The organism is Arthrobacter sp. AOP36-A1-22 (genome assembly GCF_052377615.1).
GTDB lineage: Bacteria > Actinomycetota > Actinomycetes > Actinomycetales > Micrococcaceae > Arthrobacter_H.
This window is the reverse complement of record NZ_JBQSWX010000010.1, coordinates 74,527-90,342: the sequence shown is the minus strand read 5'-3', so window position 1 is coordinate 90,342 and position 15,816 is coordinate 74,527. Positions and strand designations below refer to the sequence as shown.

The 15,816-nt window shown below is 65.1% G+C and carries 18 protein-coding genes; 10 read left to right on the top strand and 8 right to left on the bottom strand.

Features of this window, described 5'->3' with window-relative positions; genetic code table 11:
* Positions 1–267: 267 nt before the first annotated feature.
* From ACT3S2_RS08200 to ACT3S2_RS08190, 3 genes are read right to left on the bottom strand one after another with little or no spacing between them, the layout of a single operon-like run.
* The gene (locus tag ACT3S2_RS08200; RefSeq protein WP_443384019.1) at positions 268–1,053 is read right to left on the bottom strand and encodes an SDR family oxidoreductase; all 786 of its coding nucleotides are present in this window, start codon (positions 1,051–1,053) and stop codon (positions 268–270) included.
* Complete coding sequence (locus ACT3S2_RS08195) at positions 1,050–1,550, bottom strand: MarR family winged helix-turn-helix transcriptional regulator (protein WP_443384018.1); 501 nt, start codon at positions 1,548–1,550, stop codon at positions 1,050–1,052. The genes ACT3S2_RS08200 and ACT3S2_RS08195 overlap by 4 nt, the downstream gene beginning before the upstream one ends.
* The gene (locus tag ACT3S2_RS08190) at positions 1,540–2,289 is read right to left on the bottom strand and encodes an SDR family NAD(P)-dependent oxidoreductase (protein ID WP_444555159.1); all 750 of its coding nucleotides are present in this window, start codon (positions 2,287–2,289) and stop codon (positions 1,540–1,542) included. Before ACT3S2_RS08190 ends, ACT3S2_RS08195 begins: the two co-directional genes overlap by 11 nt.
* Before the next feature lie 210 nt (positions 2,290–2,499).
* On the opposite strand from ACT3S2_RS08190, the gene ACT3S2_RS08185 reads away from it, so the two are divergent.
* A complete protein-coding gene (locus tag ACT3S2_RS08185) occupies positions 2,500–3,720 on the top strand; it encodes a multidrug effflux MFS transporter (protein ID WP_444555158.1) in 1,221 nt (406 codons plus the stop codon).
* The gene (locus tag ACT3S2_RS08180; protein WP_444555157.1) at positions 3,717–4,931 is read left to right on the top strand and encodes an MFS transporter; all 1,215 of its coding nucleotides are present in this window, start codon (positions 3,717–3,719) and stop codon (positions 4,929–4,931) included. The genes ACT3S2_RS08185 and ACT3S2_RS08180 overlap by 4 nt, the downstream gene beginning before the upstream one ends.
* A gap of 25 nt (positions 4,932–4,956) precedes the next feature.
* On the opposite strand, the gene ACT3S2_RS08175 is transcribed toward ACT3S2_RS08180, so the two are convergent.
* The 4 genes from ACT3S2_RS08175 to ACT3S2_RS08160 all read right to left on the bottom strand — a co-directional run bounded on the left by ACT3S2_RS08175 (position 4,957) and on the right by ACT3S2_RS08160 (position 8,349).
* The gene (locus ACT3S2_RS08175) at positions 4,957–5,607 is read right to left on the bottom strand and encodes a LysE family translocator (protein ID WP_444555156.1); all 651 of its coding nucleotides are present in this window, start codon (positions 5,605–5,607) and stop codon (positions 4,957–4,959) included.
* Between the two features lie 67 nt (positions 5,608–5,674).
* Positions 5,675–5,836 (bottom strand): hypothetical protein, encoded by a 162-nt coding sequence (locus tag ACT3S2_RS08170; RefSeq protein ID WP_441380806.1) that lies wholly within the window; start codon positions 5,834–5,836, stop codon positions 5,675–5,677.
* A gap of 158 nt (positions 5,837–5,994) precedes the next feature.
* Entirely contained in the window at positions 5,995–6,888 is an 894-nt protein-coding gene (locus ACT3S2_RS08165) for a diacylglycerol/lipid kinase family protein (RefSeq protein WP_444555155.1), read from the bottom strand.
* Between the two features lie 63 nt (positions 6,889–6,951).
* Entirely contained in the window at positions 6,952–8,349 is a 1,398-nt protein-coding gene (locus tag ACT3S2_RS08160; RefSeq protein ID WP_444555154.1) for a DUF222 domain-containing protein, read from the bottom strand.
* Positions 8,350–8,534: 185 nt separating this feature from the next.
* Here ACT3S2_RS08160 and ACT3S2_RS08155 point away from each other — a divergent pair, with 185 nt between their 5' ends.
* The 5 genes from ACT3S2_RS08155 to ACT3S2_RS08135 all read left to right on the top strand — a co-directional run bounded on the left by ACT3S2_RS08155 (position 8,535) and on the right by ACT3S2_RS08135 (position 11,887).
* Positions 8,535–9,356 (top strand): alpha/beta fold hydrolase, encoded by an 822-nt coding sequence (locus ACT3S2_RS08155; RefSeq protein WP_444555153.1) that lies wholly within the window; start codon positions 8,535–8,537, stop codon positions 9,354–9,356.
* Positions 9,357–9,514: 158 nt separating this feature from the next.
* Positions 9,515–10,642, top strand: a complete 1,128-nt coding sequence (locus tag ACT3S2_RS08150) for an AI-2E family transporter (RefSeq protein ID WP_087000793.1) — start codon at positions 9,515–9,517, stop codon at positions 10,640–10,642.
* 32 nt (positions 10,643–10,674) lie between these two features.
* Entirely contained in the window at positions 10,675–11,211 is a 537-nt protein-coding gene (locus tag ACT3S2_RS08145) for a TetR/AcrR family transcriptional regulator (protein WP_087000791.1), read from the top strand.
* Positions 11,208–11,567 carry a DMT family transporter gene (locus ACT3S2_RS08140; RefSeq protein ID WP_087000789.1) on the top strand — a complete coding sequence of 120 codons (360 nt, stop codon included), beginning with the start codon at positions 11,208–11,210 and terminating at the stop codon, positions 11,565–11,567. Before ACT3S2_RS08145 ends, ACT3S2_RS08140 begins: the two co-directional genes overlap by 4 nt.
* A complete protein-coding gene (locus ACT3S2_RS08135) occupies positions 11,564–11,887 on the top strand; it encodes a DMT family transporter (protein ID WP_443390151.1) in 324 nt (107 codons plus the stop codon). The genes ACT3S2_RS08140 and ACT3S2_RS08135 overlap by 4 nt, the downstream gene beginning before the upstream one ends.
* Here ACT3S2_RS08135 and ACT3S2_RS08130 read toward each other — a convergent pair.
* Positions 11,884–12,240 (bottom strand): AI-2E family transporter, encoded by a 357-nt coding sequence (locus ACT3S2_RS08130; protein WP_443390150.1) that lies wholly within the window; start codon positions 12,238–12,240, stop codon positions 11,884–11,886. The two genes, ACT3S2_RS08135 and ACT3S2_RS08130, sit on opposite strands and share 4 nt — an antisense overlap.
* 165 nt (positions 12,241–12,405) lie before the next feature.
* On the opposite strand from ACT3S2_RS08130, the gene ACT3S2_RS08125 reads away from it, so the two are divergent.
* From ACT3S2_RS08125 to ACT3S2_RS08115, 3 genes are all read left to right on the top strand, one after another.
* Positions 12,406–13,488, top strand: coding sequence for a LacI family DNA-binding transcriptional regulator (locus tag ACT3S2_RS08125; protein WP_241895399.1), 1,083 nt, complete (start codon positions 12,406–12,408; stop codon positions 13,486–13,488).
* Positions 13,489–13,554: 66 nt separating this feature from the next.
* Entirely contained in the window at positions 13,555–14,877 is a 1,323-nt protein-coding gene (locus tag ACT3S2_RS08120; RefSeq protein ID WP_179204198.1) for an MFS transporter, read from the top strand.
* A 109-nt stretch (positions 14,878–14,986) separates the two neighbouring features.
* The gene (locus tag ACT3S2_RS08115; protein WP_086994179.1) at positions 14,987–15,766 is read left to right on the top strand and encodes an SDR family oxidoreductase; all 780 of its coding nucleotides are present in this window, start codon (positions 14,987–14,989) and stop codon (positions 15,764–15,766) included.
* The last annotated feature ends 50 nt before the right edge of the window (positions 15,767–15,816 follow it).

Sequence of the window (15,816 nt, the reverse complement as noted above, 5' to 3'; positions counted from 1 at the left end):
GGTGCGAAGCGACTACCGAATAAAGTTCTTGGAGACCCGCGCCATGGTGCGCGTTCGGCACGCGGACTGCGGCACAGTCCGGCCACCCGGGTCAGGAAGGGGTTCCCCGGGATTGCTCCCGGAAAATGGCAAACCTATACGTTAGCATTTTTTCGTCGGTTGGACCCAATCGGCCTCCTGGCCACACCCCTCACCCGACCACGCACGACGCCTCCGGCGGCCCGTGGGAGCGGGGGCGTCGGAGGCGTCGTGGTGGACCGGAAGAGGCTAGCTCCAGATATCGTCTCCGCGCAGCGAGGCGTCTGCGCCGCCATCGGCGTAGATCGTCTGACCGGTGACGTGCGTATTTTCCACGCTCGTCAACCAGGCCAGCAGCCGGGCCAGCACGATCGATTCCGAGTGGTAATTCAACGGCATCGGCACGTGCTGATCCACCATGGCCCGGCCTTCGGGGGTGGAGAGCAGCTCAGTGGTCATCGGGGAGATCACGGTGCCCGGTGCGATCGCATTCAACGGGATGCCGGCGCCGGCGTACCGCTCGGTGATGCAGGCCCGACGCACCCAGCGGGAGAGGGCCCGCTTGCTGGAGGGGTAGTTCAGGTAGCCCTGCTCGGGGCCGGCCTCGGCCAGTGCGGTGCCGATCTCCACCGCGCGGTCCTCGTCCCCGGCGAGCAACGCGTCGACCAGCTCGGGGGAATTGGGCTGCAGCGAGGCCATGGAGCTGACGACGACGGCTCGGGGGGAATCGCTGTTGGCCAGGGTCGGTGCCAGCTGATCGAGGAACTCGGTAACCCCGAAGTAGTTGACCTTCACGGTGAGCGGTTTGGGCATGGAGATCCCGGCGCAGGCGATGACGGCGTCGATGCGGCCTTCGGCCAGGTCTATGGCGCGTTCGACGCCCGAGCTGCGGCCCTCGGGGGTGCTCAGATCGGCATCGATCTCTGCCCCCTTCAGGTCCACGCCGATGACGATTTCCCCGCGTTCGCGCAGCAATTGCGCGGTGGCGGCTCCGATGCCCGATCCGGCTCCGGTGATGGCATAGGTACGGCTCATGGTGTTCCTCCTGTGGTGGGTGGTTCGGTGGTTCCGAGCGTTCCTGCGAAGGATGTTGAGGCGACGGCAAAACGTTCGAGCAAGGTCACGAACGTCCGCCGGTCGGTTTCGCTCCATCCTTCAAGTAATTCGTCGACCATCCCGTCTCCTGCTTTCACGAAAGCCCCGGCGACGTGCTCTCCTGCGGGCGTCAGCTGCACTCGCTGAGCCCGGGCATCCTCGGGGTCGGTGGCCCTGACGACCAGCCCGGCCTCGGAGAGGCGCCGGATGATCTTGCTGATGTTGGAGGGGCCGGTCACCAGGTGGGCGGCGAGCGCCGAGGGGCGTTGGGGGCCCTTCTGGGCGATCACGGTGACCATGACGATCGCCGGCGGGTCCAGATGGACTCCTTCACGGGCGGCGACCCCTGTAAGGAATCCCGGCGCCGTCCATTCGCCCAGGATGCGGGTCAGGGCGGCAATCAGTGCTGGCCGGTAGTCCGTCTCGTTAGTCGTCATGGACGGTTCCCCCATCGACGGGGAGCACGACGCCGGTCACGAAGCTGGCTTCGTCGCTGAGCAGCCAGGCCACGGCGTTGGCGATCTCCGCCGGCTGTCCCAGGCGCTTCATCGGGATCTTGGAGCTGTGCTCGGCCTTGGCCTCAGCCGGCAAGGAGGCCAGCGAGGCGGTTTCGATGGCCCCGGGGGCCACGGCGTTGACCCGGATGCCCTCGGGCGCATTCTCCATGGCGACGCTCCGGGTCAGGGTGACCACTCCGTGCTTGGAGGCGCCGTAGGGGGTCAGCATGGGCGTGGACTGCACTCCGGCGATCGAGGCGACGTTCACGATGGAGCCACTCCCCTGGGAACGGAAGTATCCGATCTGGGATTTCAGCGCCAGGAAGGTCCCGCGCAGCGTCACCGACATGACACGGTCGAAGTCCGAGTTCTCGGTCTCCTCGATCCGGCGTGGCATGACGCCGACGCCCGCGTTGTTCACGGCGAGGTGGAGTCCACCGAAGGTCTTCACGGCGAAGTCGACCAGTCCGGCGACTTCCTCCGGATCGGCGACGTTGGCCCGCTGGTAGGCGGCCCGTCCACCGGCTTCGACGATTTCGGCGACCACCGCTTCACCGGCCTCGTCATTGATATCCGAAACGACGACCGCGGCGCCCTCGGCGGCCAGGCGGACCGCAATGGCCTTGCCAATTCCCGCGCCGGCTGCCGTCACCAGTGCCACTTTGTCTTCGAAAAGCATGTCCGTTTCCTACTTCCCGGTCGCTGCCTGCAGCAGTGGCCTTCTTTGATGTCTTGAGGACACAATATCATCTTTACTGTCGAGAAGACAGTAAATAATGATCGGGCTCTTCGGTTCCCTGACGGGGCTGCTGCCCTGCGTGGCCAGGAACACCCCGTCATAAGCAGTCCACGTTCCCCCGCCCGCCCGCAGCGGCGATAGCATCAGCCCATGCCCGAGAGCCGTTCCGCCGCAGATCACGGCCACGCGTTCAGGTTCCCGGCCCTGCTGCTCACCGCATTGGCGCTGCTGTCGATGGCCGGTCCGGTCGCCACCGACCTCTATCTGCCGGCCTTCCCCGCAATGGCCCGCGAGTTCGGGGTCAACGCCTCGTCCGTCCAGCTGACCCTGACCGGTTTCCTGCTGGGCATGGGAGGCGGCCAACTACTCTTCGGACCGCTCTCGGACCGGTTCGGGCGGGTCCGGCCGCTACTCATCGGCTCCTCGGTCTTCGTCCTGTCCTCGGTCGCGGTCGCACTGGCGCCCACGATCGAGACCCTCACCGCGTTCAGATTCCTCCAAGGCCTCAGTGCGGCAGCCGGCGTCGTCCTCTCCCGCGCCGTCATCTCCGACCGGGCCGTGGGAGGCCAGGCCGCCCGGCTGTTCTCCATCATGATGACCATCAGCGGCGTCGCCCCGGCGGTGGCCCCGTCCGTGGGCAGCCTGATCTTCATCACCTCGGGCTGGCGGGCCGTGTTGTGGGCGATCACCGCGATGTCGGTGGTGATGCTGCTCGGCGCCCTCTGGCAGGTCCGCGAGACACTGCCGGTCTCCCATCGCCGCACCGGACCGCTGTTCGGCGGGCTGGCGGTGGCGATCCGACATCGCCGGTTCGTGGGCTACATCGTGTTGTTCGGGGCGGCCTTCGGGATCCTCATGGGCTACATCTCCGCCTCTCCCTTCCTCTACCAGGGGGTCCTGGGCCTGAGTCCCGGAACCTTCGCGCTGCTCTTCGGGGCCAACGCCCTGGGCATGATGAGCACCGGCCTGGTTTCCGCCCGGCTGGCCACCCGGATCCCATTGCGCAACACCGTCACCGTGGCGGTGACCACCCTGGTGGCCGTGGCCGTGGCCTTCACCCTCTGCGCCCTGTTCGGGGCCCCGGGCTGGACCCTGGCGGTATTGATCTTCGCCACCACCTGCAGCATCGGGTTCGTCATGGGCAACACCACCTCGCTGGCCTTGGCCGAGGTCAGGCACGTCTCCGGCAGCGGTTCCGCCTGGCTTGGCGGGGCCCAGTTCACGCTCGGGGCGATCGTCTCCCCCTTGGGTGGTCTCGGCGGTTCAACCAGCGCCGTGCCCCTCGGATTCGTCCTGCTCGGATGTTCCCTGCTGGCTGCCGGCGCCCTTTTCGCCACCTCGGACCGTTTCCACTCCGAGGCCACCGGATGAGCCGGCCGGCCGCGGTCCGCCCCGCCCTGCCGTGGGTGATCGCCGGGATCGTCATGGTCGCGTTGAGTCTGCGCGCCCCGATCATCGCCCCCACCGCGGTGATCGCCGACATCCGCGAAGGCACCGGGCTCAGTGCCGCCGGGGCGGGCCTGCTGACCGGCCTGCCGGTGCTCCTCTTCGCGTTGGCCACCCCGCTGGCGTCGCGGGTGATCCGCCGTTTCGGCCCCGAAACCACGATCGTGCTCTGCCTGGCCGGGATCATGGCCGGCACGCTCATCCGCTCCTCGGGGCCGGCCCTGGTGGTGCTCGGCGGCACCGCGGTCATCGGCGCCGCCATGACGCTGGGCAATATCGCTGTCCCGGTGCTGATCCGCCGGGACGTCCCCTGGAATAAGGTCTCCTCGGCGACGGCCGCCTATTCGGCCACGATGAATGTCGGCTCGATGGCGACCCTGCTGGGCACCGCACCGTTGGCCGGGGTGGCCGGCTGGAGGTGGGCGATCGCCGCCTGGTCGATCGTCACCGCCGTCGGACTCATCTATTGGGTCCTGCGACGGCGCAACGCCCCGGGGGCCCCGGTTTCCTCCGGCATGGCGAGCAAGACGACTGGCCCGGCGGCGGCCCCGGCCCGCACCCCGGAACAGCGGGCCCACACCCAGCGCATCGTGGCGCTGCTAGTCTTCGCGTTCTGCGGGCAGTCGGCGGCCTACTACGCCACCACGGCGTGGCTGCCGTTGCTGCTCACCGAAACCCGCGACCTGGCCCCGGCGGCCTCGGGAGCGTCGGCCTCGCTGTTCCAGGTCGCCGCGATCCTCGGCGCCTTCGGGGTCCCGTTGCTGGCGAACCGCACCCGACTGTCGGTGGCGGCGATCGTCGTGGCGGTCTTCTGGATCACCCTGCCGGTGGGGCTGTTGATCGCCCCGCAGGCCTTCGTGCTCTGGTCGATCATCGGCGGCATCGCCCAGGGCGGCGGGTTCACCGTGATCTTCTCCGTCATCCCCCGCATCTCGCATTCCGACGCCGAAGCGGCCTCGGTCTCGGCCCGCATCCAGGGTGGCGGTTATCTCGCGGCGACCGCAGCCCCGCCGTTGGCCGGCTGGCTAAACACCCTCACCGGGGGCTGGACGGCCCCGCTGGTGTTGGTTCTGGTGGCCACACTGACCTACACGACCGGTGCCGTGACCGCGGCCCGGCTCTCCGACCGGGACTGACCCCGGCCGCAGGCCAAACGCAGGACTATCTGCTATTCACCGCCAGCGAGGCCCCGAACCCCAGCAGTGCGACTCCCGCGCCGCGGTCGGTCCAGCGGATGAAGCCCGGCTTCTGGAAGGTTCCCCGGGCCAGATGGGTTCCGTTGATGAGCAGCGAGAACCAGATCAGCGCCAACAGGTTGTGCACCCCGGCCAGCGCAATGCCCATGAGCAGTGTCGAGGTTCCTGCGGGGATGAACTGCGGGATCATCGCGATGTAGAAGACCCCGACCTTGGGGTTGAGCAGGTTCGTGCCCGCACCCTTGGCCCAGGAGAACAGCAGCCCTCGGCTGGCCCGCGCGACGGGTTGATCGGCAACGACCGTGGGTGGGGTGCGACCCAGCGAACGCCAGAGCATGGTCGCGCCCAGCCAGGCCATATACAGGGCACCGACCAGTTTGAGGATCGTGAACGCCGTTTCGGAGGCGGCCAGCAAGGCCGATGCCCCGACGGCAGCGGCAATGCCCCAGAGCATGGCACCCGAGTTGACGCCCAACGCGGTCGCGTAGCCATGGCGGCGTCCTTGGCTGATCGAAGCGCGCAGCACCAGCACGGTGTCCAGCCCCGGGATGATGGTCAACAGGGCGGCCACGACGGCGAAGGACAGCAGGGCCGATTCGATGCTCACGACTGCCATGCTAGGGCCACCGCAGCCAGGACCGCATCCGGCACGTCGCCGGGCGGGCCATCTGGAAGCAGACTACCTAGAAACCGCGCCCCGGCGTCGTGCTGTGGTCTTCGGAGAGATCATCGAACTCGGCGTCGATGGCGTTGGCGTTGGCGTTCCGATCTTTTTTGATCACCGCGGACACCACCCCCGCGACCATTGCTAGACCAAGAATGTTCATGACGATCGTAAAGACCATGGCCGACGCCCTCCCCAGTTGTTGATACGTTCTCGCAGGCGACAGAATTCATCCAAGAACCTGTCTTAAGCCCCAAGGTACAGTCTCGACCCGCCCGGCAGGGGAGGCAAGGCCGCCAGATGTCGAACCGTGACCAAGGCAACCCTGCAGGTACCGCCTTAGCGCAGAATCTGGACGGCAGCAGGCACAACGTCGATCAGTACCGCCCCGCTGCCGACCATTCCCTCGGTTTCGCCATCGCCCCCGTAAAGAATCGCCGGCTCGGCCGAGAGTGTGATGGATCTGCCGCGGAAGGTGTGCACCGTGGGCAAGTCGACGTGGGTACCTCCGTAGACCTTCGGCAAGGCACGGATCATGTCCAGCCGGCCGAAGGCCTCAATCACCACGATGTCCAAGAGTCCATCGTCGATGCTGGCTTCCGGGGCAATGCGCATACCCGAGCCGTAGTAGGCCGAATTGGCAACGGCCACGCAGGCCGCTTTGAAGATCCGCTCGGTCCCGTCGATGCCCACGGTCAACCGGGTGGGACGGAACGTGGCCAAGGCGTACAGGCCGTTCAGCGGATACTGCCACGACCGTGGCAGCCAGTGCCCGCGGGCGACCCGGTCGGCGACCACTGCGTCGATGCCTGCGTAGATCGAACCCGCCACCACTCGTGAGGTGCCGTCGGGGGCGGTGGTGGTGATGAGGTCGGTTTCCGCGGGTTCCTCGTCGAGCAGGATGGTTGCCACGGCGTGAGGATCCGTGGGCAATCCCAGCATCCTGGCGAAGTCGTTGCCCCGTCCGGCGGGGATGACCCCCAGGATCCCGCCGAGCCGGGCCACTTCTCCGGCGAGCGCCGAGACGGTCCCGTCACCTCCGACAGCGACCACCACATCGCCGCGGATGACGGCCTGGGCAAGGGCTCTTTTGCCCTCCGCCGGCCCCGAGGGGGCCACGGTTTCGACCCGGGCCCCGGACTCGCGTAGGATCCGCTCCACGCGGGCGGCCGCGGCCAGAGGGTCGCCGCTGCCGGCAGCCCGGTTGACCAGGAGGGTAAAGGATCGATTCACGCGGACCAGACTACGGTGCCGCGGGCGGCCCGCCGCTTTTCGCGTGCCGCGGTTGCTGTCGCCTCAGTCGGCGGTTCCGGGGAGTGCTGGTGCTTGCGAGCGGTAGACGTGTCCTGTCGGCGTTGTGGTTTCCACCGTGTGCCGGGCTCCGGCGACCTTGCGGGAGTGCCAGTTCAGCGCTTCCTTCGTGTGGTTGCAGCGGACACAGGTTCCCTGCCCGTTTTCCGCGACGGTCGCCCCGCCTCCGGCCCAGGCCAGGATGTGATCCATATGCCGGATGGGAGCATCGCACCACGGGCGGGTGCAGGTCTGGTCCCGTACTTCAATGAAGCGCCGCAAGCCGCGCGGGAACAGTCTGGCCCGCGAATCCAGGCCCACGAGTTCCCCCGTGGCAGGCGCCGTATAGAGCCGTCGGATCCAGGCCAGGGAGTCGGGCCCGGGCGGCGCGTTGGACTCTTGCCCGTCGGTGGGTTCCTGGGGTGTCGCTGTCGACAGACGGGCAGCCCGAGTCGCTTCGCGGATCATGTCCCGGGCGACCTGCGCCGGAACGACCCCATAGCCCTGCAGGTGTGCCGGTTCCGCATCGCCCTGGAACAGCGTCCGGTCCGTCATCACCAGCTGGAGCTCCACGCGCATACCCTCGGCCCGCTGCTGCCCGGTGACCCGTTCCACCAACGTGTCGGCCATGACCTGGCCGCGACTGCGCGCATCCCCGGTTGCCGTCGCGAGATCCGCGGCCCGGGTCAGTGCCTTCAGCACCGCAACCCCCTGGCCCACGGGCAGGGACCCGGTCAGGATGGCCATGGTATCCGGGGCCGGACGTAGGCTCACATGCCGGTCCCCCACGGCCCGGCGGGCGCGTTCGACCGCCGCCTCCGGGCTGGCCTGCTCGGCCAGATGCCGGGCCATGGCCTTCAGCTTCCGATTTCCGACCCCCTCGATGGTGCGCGGATCGGCCATCAAGGCCGCATCGACCTTCTTCCGGTCGTCCAACTCCAGGCAGGCGGTCTCACCCACCAGCAACGTGGCGCGCCACTCGCTGATCTCCCCGGCGCGGAACGCCTCATGGGTATGGGGCATTTCATCCACCATGGCCCGGGCGAAGCCCAGGAGCCGGGAGCCCTCATGCGGGGACTCGCGCCGGGCCAATGCCACCTGCGCACCGACCCCCTGCCCACGCTTTTCGGGGTCGACACCGGCGGCCGCTTCGCGTCTGACCACCCGCTCACGCAGGGCCACGGCCACCCGTGCCTGATAGGCACCGGCAGCCGACTTCACCGCTTCCAACCCGGAAAGCAGATCCACCAGACCCGCTTCGCCCAGCCGGGTTCCCCCGAGCGCCAGGGCCACCCTCACCGCCTCGATCCGGGCGAGCGCGGGCTCCGCAACCGCCGCGGCGTCGGACACCCCGGGGGAGCCCGGGGCTCCGCCGGCATTTTCTCCTACCTCATACTCGAACATGTATTCGAGTTTAGTTTTCTTCCTCCGACCCCATCCCGACGGGATCCCGCCTGTGCACAGCCATCACCGGCACGGCGCCTGTGGAGGGGACGAACAGGGCTCCTGTACTTCACCGGGAGCTTATGCGTACGTTGGCTGGAAGGGGATGCCACCCCGCCCATCCGACCAGGAAGAGGATGATTTCCATGCCACAGATCACCGGAGCCGACGGAAACACGCTGAACTACGAGGACACGGCGGGCGAAGGCCGTCCAGTCGTCCTGATCCACGGCTGGCCGCTCGATGGCACCTCCTGGGCCAACCAGGCGGGCCCCCTGGCCGAGAAGGGCCATCGCGTCATCACCTATGACCGCCGGGGCTTCGGCGCCTCCGAGCCGGCCGCACGCTACGACTACGACGCGCTGGCCGCCGACGTCGCGGCACTACTGGAGGGGCTTGACCTCAAGGACGTCACCCTCGTCGGGTTCTCCATGGGTGGCGGCGAGGTCGCCCGCTACGTCTCGGCCCACGGCGAGCAACGCCTCCACTCGATCATCTTCGCCGCGGGGGTGCCGCCCTTCCTGCTCAAGACCGACGGGAACCCGGACGGTCCGCTGGAGGAGGCGCAAGCCAACGAGATGAAGTCCCAACTGACAGCGGACCGCAACGCCTTCTTCGAGGGGTTCACCCCCGGCTTCTACTCGGCCGGGGACCAGTTGTGCGTCAGCGAGGACCAGCTGAAGGAAACCATCGCCGTGTCCTGCCGGTCCAACGAGGCGGCCGCAGTGGCCTGCATGGATGCCTTCGGCACCACCGACTTCCGCGAGGACCTGCCCAGCATCACGGTGCCTACACTCGTGATCCACGGCGATAGCGACGGCGTCGTACCCTTCGAAGGCTCTGGCCAGCGCACCCACGAAGCCATCGGCCACAGCGAGCTCGTCGTCATCGAGGGAGCACCCCACGGACTCATCGTGTCCCACGCCGGGGAATTCAACTCCGCGCTGCTGGACTTCCTCGATCGCTAGCCGACACATCTGTCTGGAGGCCCACGGTCGTTGTGATCCCCCGCAGGGGGTGTGAGACTGGGCCCTGACCCGTCGACTCCAAGGAGGGGTGTGATGCCGAAAACCGGCCTCGAGAAGGAACGTTTCGCCGCATCCCTGGACCTGCCGGGGGCCGGCTCATGAGCGAGGCCCCGCCCCGCTCATTGGCCCGCGGCCTCACCACGGCCAGTCGCTGGACCGCCAAGTCCCTGGTGCTGGTCGTCGGGTTGGTGGTGTTGTGGCTGCTGCTGCGCACCTTATGGGCGGTGGTCTTCCCTTTGTTGCTGGCCCTGCTGCTGTCCTCGTTGTTGTGGCCGCTATGCCGGGGACTCCACCGGGCAATGCCCCGCGCGCTGGCCGCCCTGCTGTCGTTGCTGGTGTTGTTGGCCGTCGTGGCGGGCGTCATCTGGGCGGCCATCCCCGCCCTCGGTTCAGGGACCCGCCGCCTGGGCGCACTCGCCCAGGAGAACCTCACCAGCTTCACCACGCAACTGCGCGATTTGCCGCTGGATCTGAGCGGGGTGGACCTGCAGCAGAACCTGGAGGACATCCTGGGCTGGGTGGGCGGCCGCTGGCAGGACATCCTGTTCGGCATCGCCTCGGGTCTGGGATCGGTGACCAGCCTCATCGTCGTGCTGCTGCTGACCCTGGTGCTGACCTTCTTCTGCCTCAAGGACGGCGAGCGCTTCCTGCCCTGGGTGTTCCACTGGACCTCGCCGGAGACCCACGTCCATGCCGGACGTCTGGGCGAACAGGCCTGGCAGGCCCTGTCCGCCTACCTGAAGACGCAGATCATCGTGGCCCTGGTCGACGCCGTCTTCATCGGGTTGGGCCTGTGGCTGCTGGACGTCCCGCTGGCCTTCCCGCTGGCGCTGCTGATCTTCTTCGCCGGATTCATCCCCGTGATCGGCGCCGTCTCCACCGGCCTGCTGGCCACCCTGGTGGCTCTGCTGGCGCACGGCTGGGCCACCGCACTGGCGACCCTGGTGGTGGTGCTGGCGGTCCAGCAGCTCGAGGCGAACCTGCTGCAGCCCTACATCGTGGGCAAGGCCCTGCATCTGCATCCGGCCGTCGTCATCGGGGCCGTCACACTCGGCTTCACTCTCTTCGGCATCATCGGGGCCTTCCTCGCCGTGCCGGTGACCGCCGTTGCAGTCGTCGTCCTGCGCTACCTGCGCGAACAAACCCAACCCGCTCCCCCACCGGAAGCCCCCGAGACGCCCTCGGACGCGGCCGACGAGGATCCGGCGTCACCCACCCCGGCATGACGAACCAACCTTCCGGTTGGTAAAGTAAGGGCATGAGTGCCGATACCCGCGACCAGATCATCGATTCCTCCCTGCGCCTGCTACGCCAGGGGGACACGGTCTCCCTGGAATCGGCGGCCCGCGAGGCTGGGCTGACCAAACCCGGGCTGATGTACCACTTCCGGACCAAGGAAGCGCTCATGCTCGGGCTGGTCGACGCGGTGATCGATCAATGGGTCGTCGAACTTTCGGCCCGTCTGGGAGATACCCCGGAACAGGCCACGGCCACCGACCGGGTCACGGCCTATCTGGAATGGACACTGGAGCGGAACTTCGACGCCTCCGATCTGGTGATGCTCACCGATCCGCGACTACGCGACCCGCTGACCGAACGGTGGAGTGAACGCTTCGGCCCGTGGTTCGCCGTGCCCGACGGCGCATCGGCGGCCCTGCGCGGACGGTTGGCAGCGGTCAGGCTGTTGGCCGACGGCATCTGGTTCGCCAGCGCCACCGACATCCTGCCCCCAGCGCAGGACGAGCTGGAGACCATCCGCACCGCCGCCGTCTCACTGTTGGAGGACCAGCCATGAAGAAGTGGCTTCTGTTGACCGGGGCCATCCTCACCGAGGTCACCGGCTCGGTGTCACTGAAGGCCGCCGTCGAACACCCCGGCTGGTATTTCCTCACCGCCGTCGGATTCGTGGTGGCCTTCGTCTTCCTCGCCGCCGTCCTGCGCGAAGGGATGCCCTTGGGCGTGGCCTACGGCATCTGGGGTGCCAGCGGTGTCGCCCTGACTGCTGCACTGTCGGCAATCATCTTCGGCGAACCATTGACGGCCACCATGCTCGCCGGGATGGGGCTGATCATTGCCGGGGTGCTGACCATCGAACTCGGTTCCCAACGCGCCGCGGAGCGTGCACATGAACAGCAAGGGACTCCAGCATGATCGGCTGGGTCCTGTTGGGTGCGGCCATCGTCAGTGAAGTCGCCGGCACCTTGTCCTTGCGCATGGCCACGTCCGGGAGTCGCCGTTGGTACGGTGCCGTCGCCGTCGGCTACCTCGTCGCCTTCTCCTGCCTGGCCCTGGCACTGCAGACCGGGCTGGCCCTCGGCGTCGCCTACGGGATCTGGGCCGCCGTGGGGGTGGCGTTGACCGCTCTGGCCAGCAAGGTCCTCTTCGGTGAACCGCTGAACTGGGTCATGACCTGCGGCATCATCCTGATCATCGGGGGTGTGCTCCTGGTCGAAACCGGGGCCGCAGCCTAGGAAGCTACCGATCGGCTCCCGTCGGCGCGGTCCGCCGGAACCCCGGCCCACACCTGCAGGGCGGCCCAGGCTGCTGCCGTGAACGGGACCGCGAGGATGGCCCCGAGAACCCCGGCGACCACGGCGCCGGTGGCCAGCGCGAGCAGGACCACCAACGGGTGGATCTGGAGCGTGCGGCCCATCACCACCGGCTGCAGCAGATTGCCTTCGAGCTGGTTCACCACGACCACCACCACCAGGACGATCACTGCCGCCACCGGGCCGACACCCAAAAGTGCGACGACGGAGGCCAGGATCCCGGTGACCGTGGCACCCAGGATGGGGATGAAGGCCCCGATGACCTCGAAGATCACTTCCCACAGCGAAGCGCCGTTGTCTTTGTCGAAACACTAGTTCTTCAGTACTTTTGAGTTTTTCAACTTAACGTTGCTTAACGCCCCAGCCTCGTTCTGTAATAGAAATCACAACGTCAAGTAGCGCTAAACACACCATCAAGGTCCACACCGAAGGAAGCCGGCATGACAGATAGCCCATCCGCGATGAAGCTCTCATATGACGAAAGCGCGCCACGCCCGGCTAAGACTTCTGCCGCCGCCGTTGCTCGCGCTTGTGGGGTCTCAGCAGCAACAGTGAGCTACGTGATGAATGGGCAGCCGGGCGTCTCGACCGAAACACGTCGCCACATCGTCAAGGTAGCCAACGAATTAGGTTACCGACCAATACGTCATGGGCGTCTTCCCGACCCGCTATTGACCCGCGTCGTGGGATTGATTCTGCCCAACATCGTCAACCAGATGTACACCGGGTGGGCACAACACATCATTGATGCAACGGCCTCCAAAGGTTTCGAGGTCTTCGTAGCCACCACCCAGGACGACGCCGAGTCCCTAGCTCAGGTCGCCTCTACATTAGCGGCCAGAAACGTGGATGGTGTCATCATCGCAGCAGCTCTGAGGGAGGACTCTAGGGCTCTGAGGACGTTGCGACAGAAACGCATCCCCTACGTCTATCTATCTCGTCGTTCCGACCATATTCCTGGGGACTTTGTCGGCATCGACGACGACGCTGCCGCCTCGGCCCTCATGACTCATGTCCTTTCCCACGGATACACAGAGATCGCAACGGTCATCGGCCCAAGGTTTTCCACTGCCTCATTGGCACGAGAGCAAGCATTTGTCCGAACCGCCGCCGCAGCCGGAATTCCCATCACTGGTCAACGAAAAATCAGCACACGACTTAATTCCGACGGCGGTGTAGTAGCCGCCGAAAAACTATTCGGCTCCCCACAACCTCCGGAGGCAATCGTCTGCGGCTCCGACGAGATTGCCATCGGCATTATGGAGCACGCTCTTTCATTGGGTCTGACCATTCCAGGCGATGTTGCCGTCGCCGGGAGTGATGGATTACCTCACAGCCGGTCTCGCCTCATTGATCTGACCACGATCGTTCAGCCGGTCCAACAGATGGCCGAGCGTTCCTTCGAGCTACTCCTCAACCAAATCACCAGTCCGCGCACCACATATGCGCATACAGTCTGCGATCACTCCATTCACATAGGTGCGACTTGCGGTTGCCCAAAGAGTATCGCTTCTCTGCATTAACGGTTTGTTTCACACTCCTCACGGCAACACCACCTTTTCCATACCCAACACCACGCAAAGGTAGCCATGTCCACTCATACGAACGCGATGGCAATGAGACCACAGCATGTCGTCAACAAACTCATTTTCCGGCGTGTCATGCCTCTACTGATTGCCGCCTATGTAATGGCATTCCTAGACCGCACCAACATTGGCATGGCCAAGGACCGCATGGAGATCGATCTCGGCATCTCCGCCACGGCTTACGGCGTCGGCGCCGGCTTGTTCTTTCTGACCTACGCCCTATCAGAAATCCCTTCTAACCTGATTATGCACAAGGTCGGAGCTCGCTTTTGGATCATGCGCATCATGATCACGTGGGGCATTCTGTCTGCTTGCATGGCTCTCGTCCAAGGGGAATGGTCTTTCTACATATTACGAATGCTCCTCGGAGTCGCTGAGGCTGGCCTCTTTCCTGGAGTCATCTACTTCTTGACCCAATGGTTCATCGCGAATGATCGCGCCAAAGCTAACGGCATGTTCCTGCTCGGAGTCTCGTTGGCTAACATCATCGGTGCTCCACTCGGTGGCGTGCTACTTACGCTGGACGGTCTAGGTGGTCTTCACGGCTGGCAATGGATGTTCATCGTCGAAGGGTTGCCTGCCTGCGCTCTAGCATTCGTAATTTGGAAGTTCTTGCCCAACAAACCGACCGACGCAAAGTTCCTCTCTAGGGCCGAGGCAGAGGACCTAGAGGCTCGCATCGCCGCTGAGGAGAAATCGGGGGCCGAGGCAGCAGGGAACTCAAAACTGATCCACGTGCTGAAAGACAAGCAGATTCTTCTAGTTGTGGCTATCTACTTCGCCCATCAAATCGCTGTGTACGCATTGAGTTTCTTCCTTCCCTCAATCATCGGGACTTATGGCGAACTAAGCACGATCCAAATCGGTCTACTTACTTCTATCCCGTGGATTTTCTCTGCAGCCGGCGCGTTACTGCTTCCCCGCTTGGCGACCAACGCCAGCCGCTCACGACTGATCGCCACATGCACAATGGTTGGTATCGTGGCCGGATTCACTCTCGGCGCAATTGGCGGTCCTGTGCTGGGTCTCATCGGATTCTGCCTCGCGGCGTTCAACTTCTTCGCGTTGCAGCCCATCCTCTTCACCTACCCGGCCACACGTCTGTCCGGGGCTGCGCTAGCAGGTGGCATTGCCTTCGTGAACACAGTGGGACTGTTCGGGGGATTCCTCGGACCATACGTCATGGGATTCCTGGAAGACGCCACCGGTTCCAAGTTCGCGGGCCTTTGGTTCATCGTCGCAATGTGCGTCATCGGTGCTGTCCTCACGCGCTGGCTAAAGCGAGGCACCGAAGATCCTGCCCTCGCCACAGTCTCTGGCCACTAGGCACTGACTTTCAGCAAATTAGACCGCCCAACATCGGACGAAAGCCTCGGATTCACACCTGAGCATCAGCGTTTGCAAATATTCTTCACCACCAAAAGGAGCAGTACCCGTGGATTACACCGGACTAAACTACGCCGGCCGCAAGGTTCTCGTCACAGCCGGGGCCGCAGGCATCGGTCTAACGATCGCCACTCGCTTTCAAGATCTGGGCGCCAAAGTATTCGTAACAGACATCAACCCCGCAGCTGTGGATTCAGCACGTGCCTCCGGCTTTTCCGCAGCGGTCAGCGATGTCTCCAATGAGGACCAAGTTCGATCCCTTATGGACACCGTTGCCACTGACCTCGGCGGACTGGATATTTTGGTCAATAACGCGGGGATCGCTGGCCCTACTGGCTCGATTGAAACCTTAGAAGCAGCGGATTGGAAAGCAACGTTCGACGTTAACGTCCACGGGCAGTTCTACTGCATCAAATATGCGCTGCCGTTCCTCCGACTCTCCACAGACGCGGCAATCGTCAACCTCTCCTCCGCCGCCGGACGACTGGGCATGGCGGGCCGCAGCCCCTACTCCGCCTCCAAATGGGCAGTCGTCGGGCTAACTAAAACGTTGGCCATCGAACTCGGTGGCGATGGCATACGTGTCAACGCCATATGCCCAGGGGCCGTCGACGGCCCCCGCATCGATGCAGTCATTGAAGCCAAGGCAAAGATGTTGAAGCGACCATTGGCTGAAGTCACTGACCTCTATCTCGGCCAGTCATCTTTGAACCGACTTGTTGAGGCAACTGATATTGCAAACATGGCAGTGTTTTTGGGCAGTGATCTCGCCCGAAGTGTCAATGGTCAGGCGATGGCTGTCGACGGCAATACAGAGAAGCTCTACTAGCCCCAGACCCTCTTCTTACGGCAACACTCTCGAGTACCACCAAAGGAATT

Coding starts and splice junctions, on each gene's coding strand:
- ACT3S2_RS08200 (WP_443384019.1), bottom strand. CDS start 1,053: ATGAGCCGTACCTATGCCATCACCGGAGCCGGATCGGGCATCGGAGCC.
- ACT3S2_RS08195 (WP_443384018.1), bottom strand. CDS start 1,550: ATGACGACTAACGAGACGGACTACCGGCCAGCACTGATTGCCGCCCTG.
- ACT3S2_RS08190 (WP_444555159.1), bottom strand. CDS start 2,289: ATGCTTTTCGAAGACAAAGTGGCACTGGTGACGGCAGCCGGCGCGGGA.
- ACT3S2_RS08185 (WP_444555158.1), top strand. CDS start 2,500: ATGCCCGAGAGCCGTTCCGCCGCAGATCACGGCCACGCGTTCAGGTTC.
- ACT3S2_RS08180 (WP_444555157.1), top strand. CDS start 3,717: ATGAGCCGGCCGGCCGCGGTCCGCCCCGCCCTGCCGTGGGTGATCGCC.
- ACT3S2_RS08175 (WP_444555156.1), bottom strand. CDS start 5,607: ATGGCAGTCGTGAGCATCGAATCGGCCCTGCTGTCCTTCGCCGTCGTG.
- ACT3S2_RS08170 (WP_441380806.1), bottom strand. CDS start 5,836: ATGGTCTTTACGATCGTCATGAACATTCTTGGTCTAGCAATGGTCGCG.
- ACT3S2_RS08160 (WP_444555154.1), bottom strand. CDS start 8,349: ATGTTCGAGTATGAGGTAGGAGAAAATGCCGGCGGAGCCCCGGGCTCC.
- ACT3S2_RS08155 (WP_444555153.1), top strand. CDS start 8,535: ATGCCACAGATCACCGGAGCCGACGGAAACACGCTGAACTACGAGGAC.
- ACT3S2_RS08150 (WP_087000793.1), top strand. CDS start 9,515: ATGAGCGAGGCCCCGCCCCGCTCATTGGCCCGCGGCCTCACCACGGCC.
- ACT3S2_RS08145 (WP_087000791.1), top strand. CDS start 10,675: ATGAGTGCCGATACCCGCGACCAGATCATCGATTCCTCCCTGCGCCTG.
- ACT3S2_RS08140 (WP_087000789.1), top strand. CDS start 11,208: ATGAAGAAGTGGCTTCTGTTGACCGGGGCCATCCTCACCGAGGTCACC.
- ACT3S2_RS08135 (WP_443390151.1), top strand. CDS start 11,564: ATGATCGGCTGGGTCCTGTTGGGTGCGGCCATCGTCAGTGAAGTCGCC.
- ACT3S2_RS08125 (WP_241895399.1), top strand. CDS start 12,406: ATGACAGATAGCCCATCCGCGATGAAGCTCTCATATGACGAAAGCGCG.
- ACT3S2_RS08120 (WP_179204198.1), top strand. CDS start 13,555: ATGTCCACTCATACGAACGCGATGGCAATGAGACCACAGCATGTCGTC.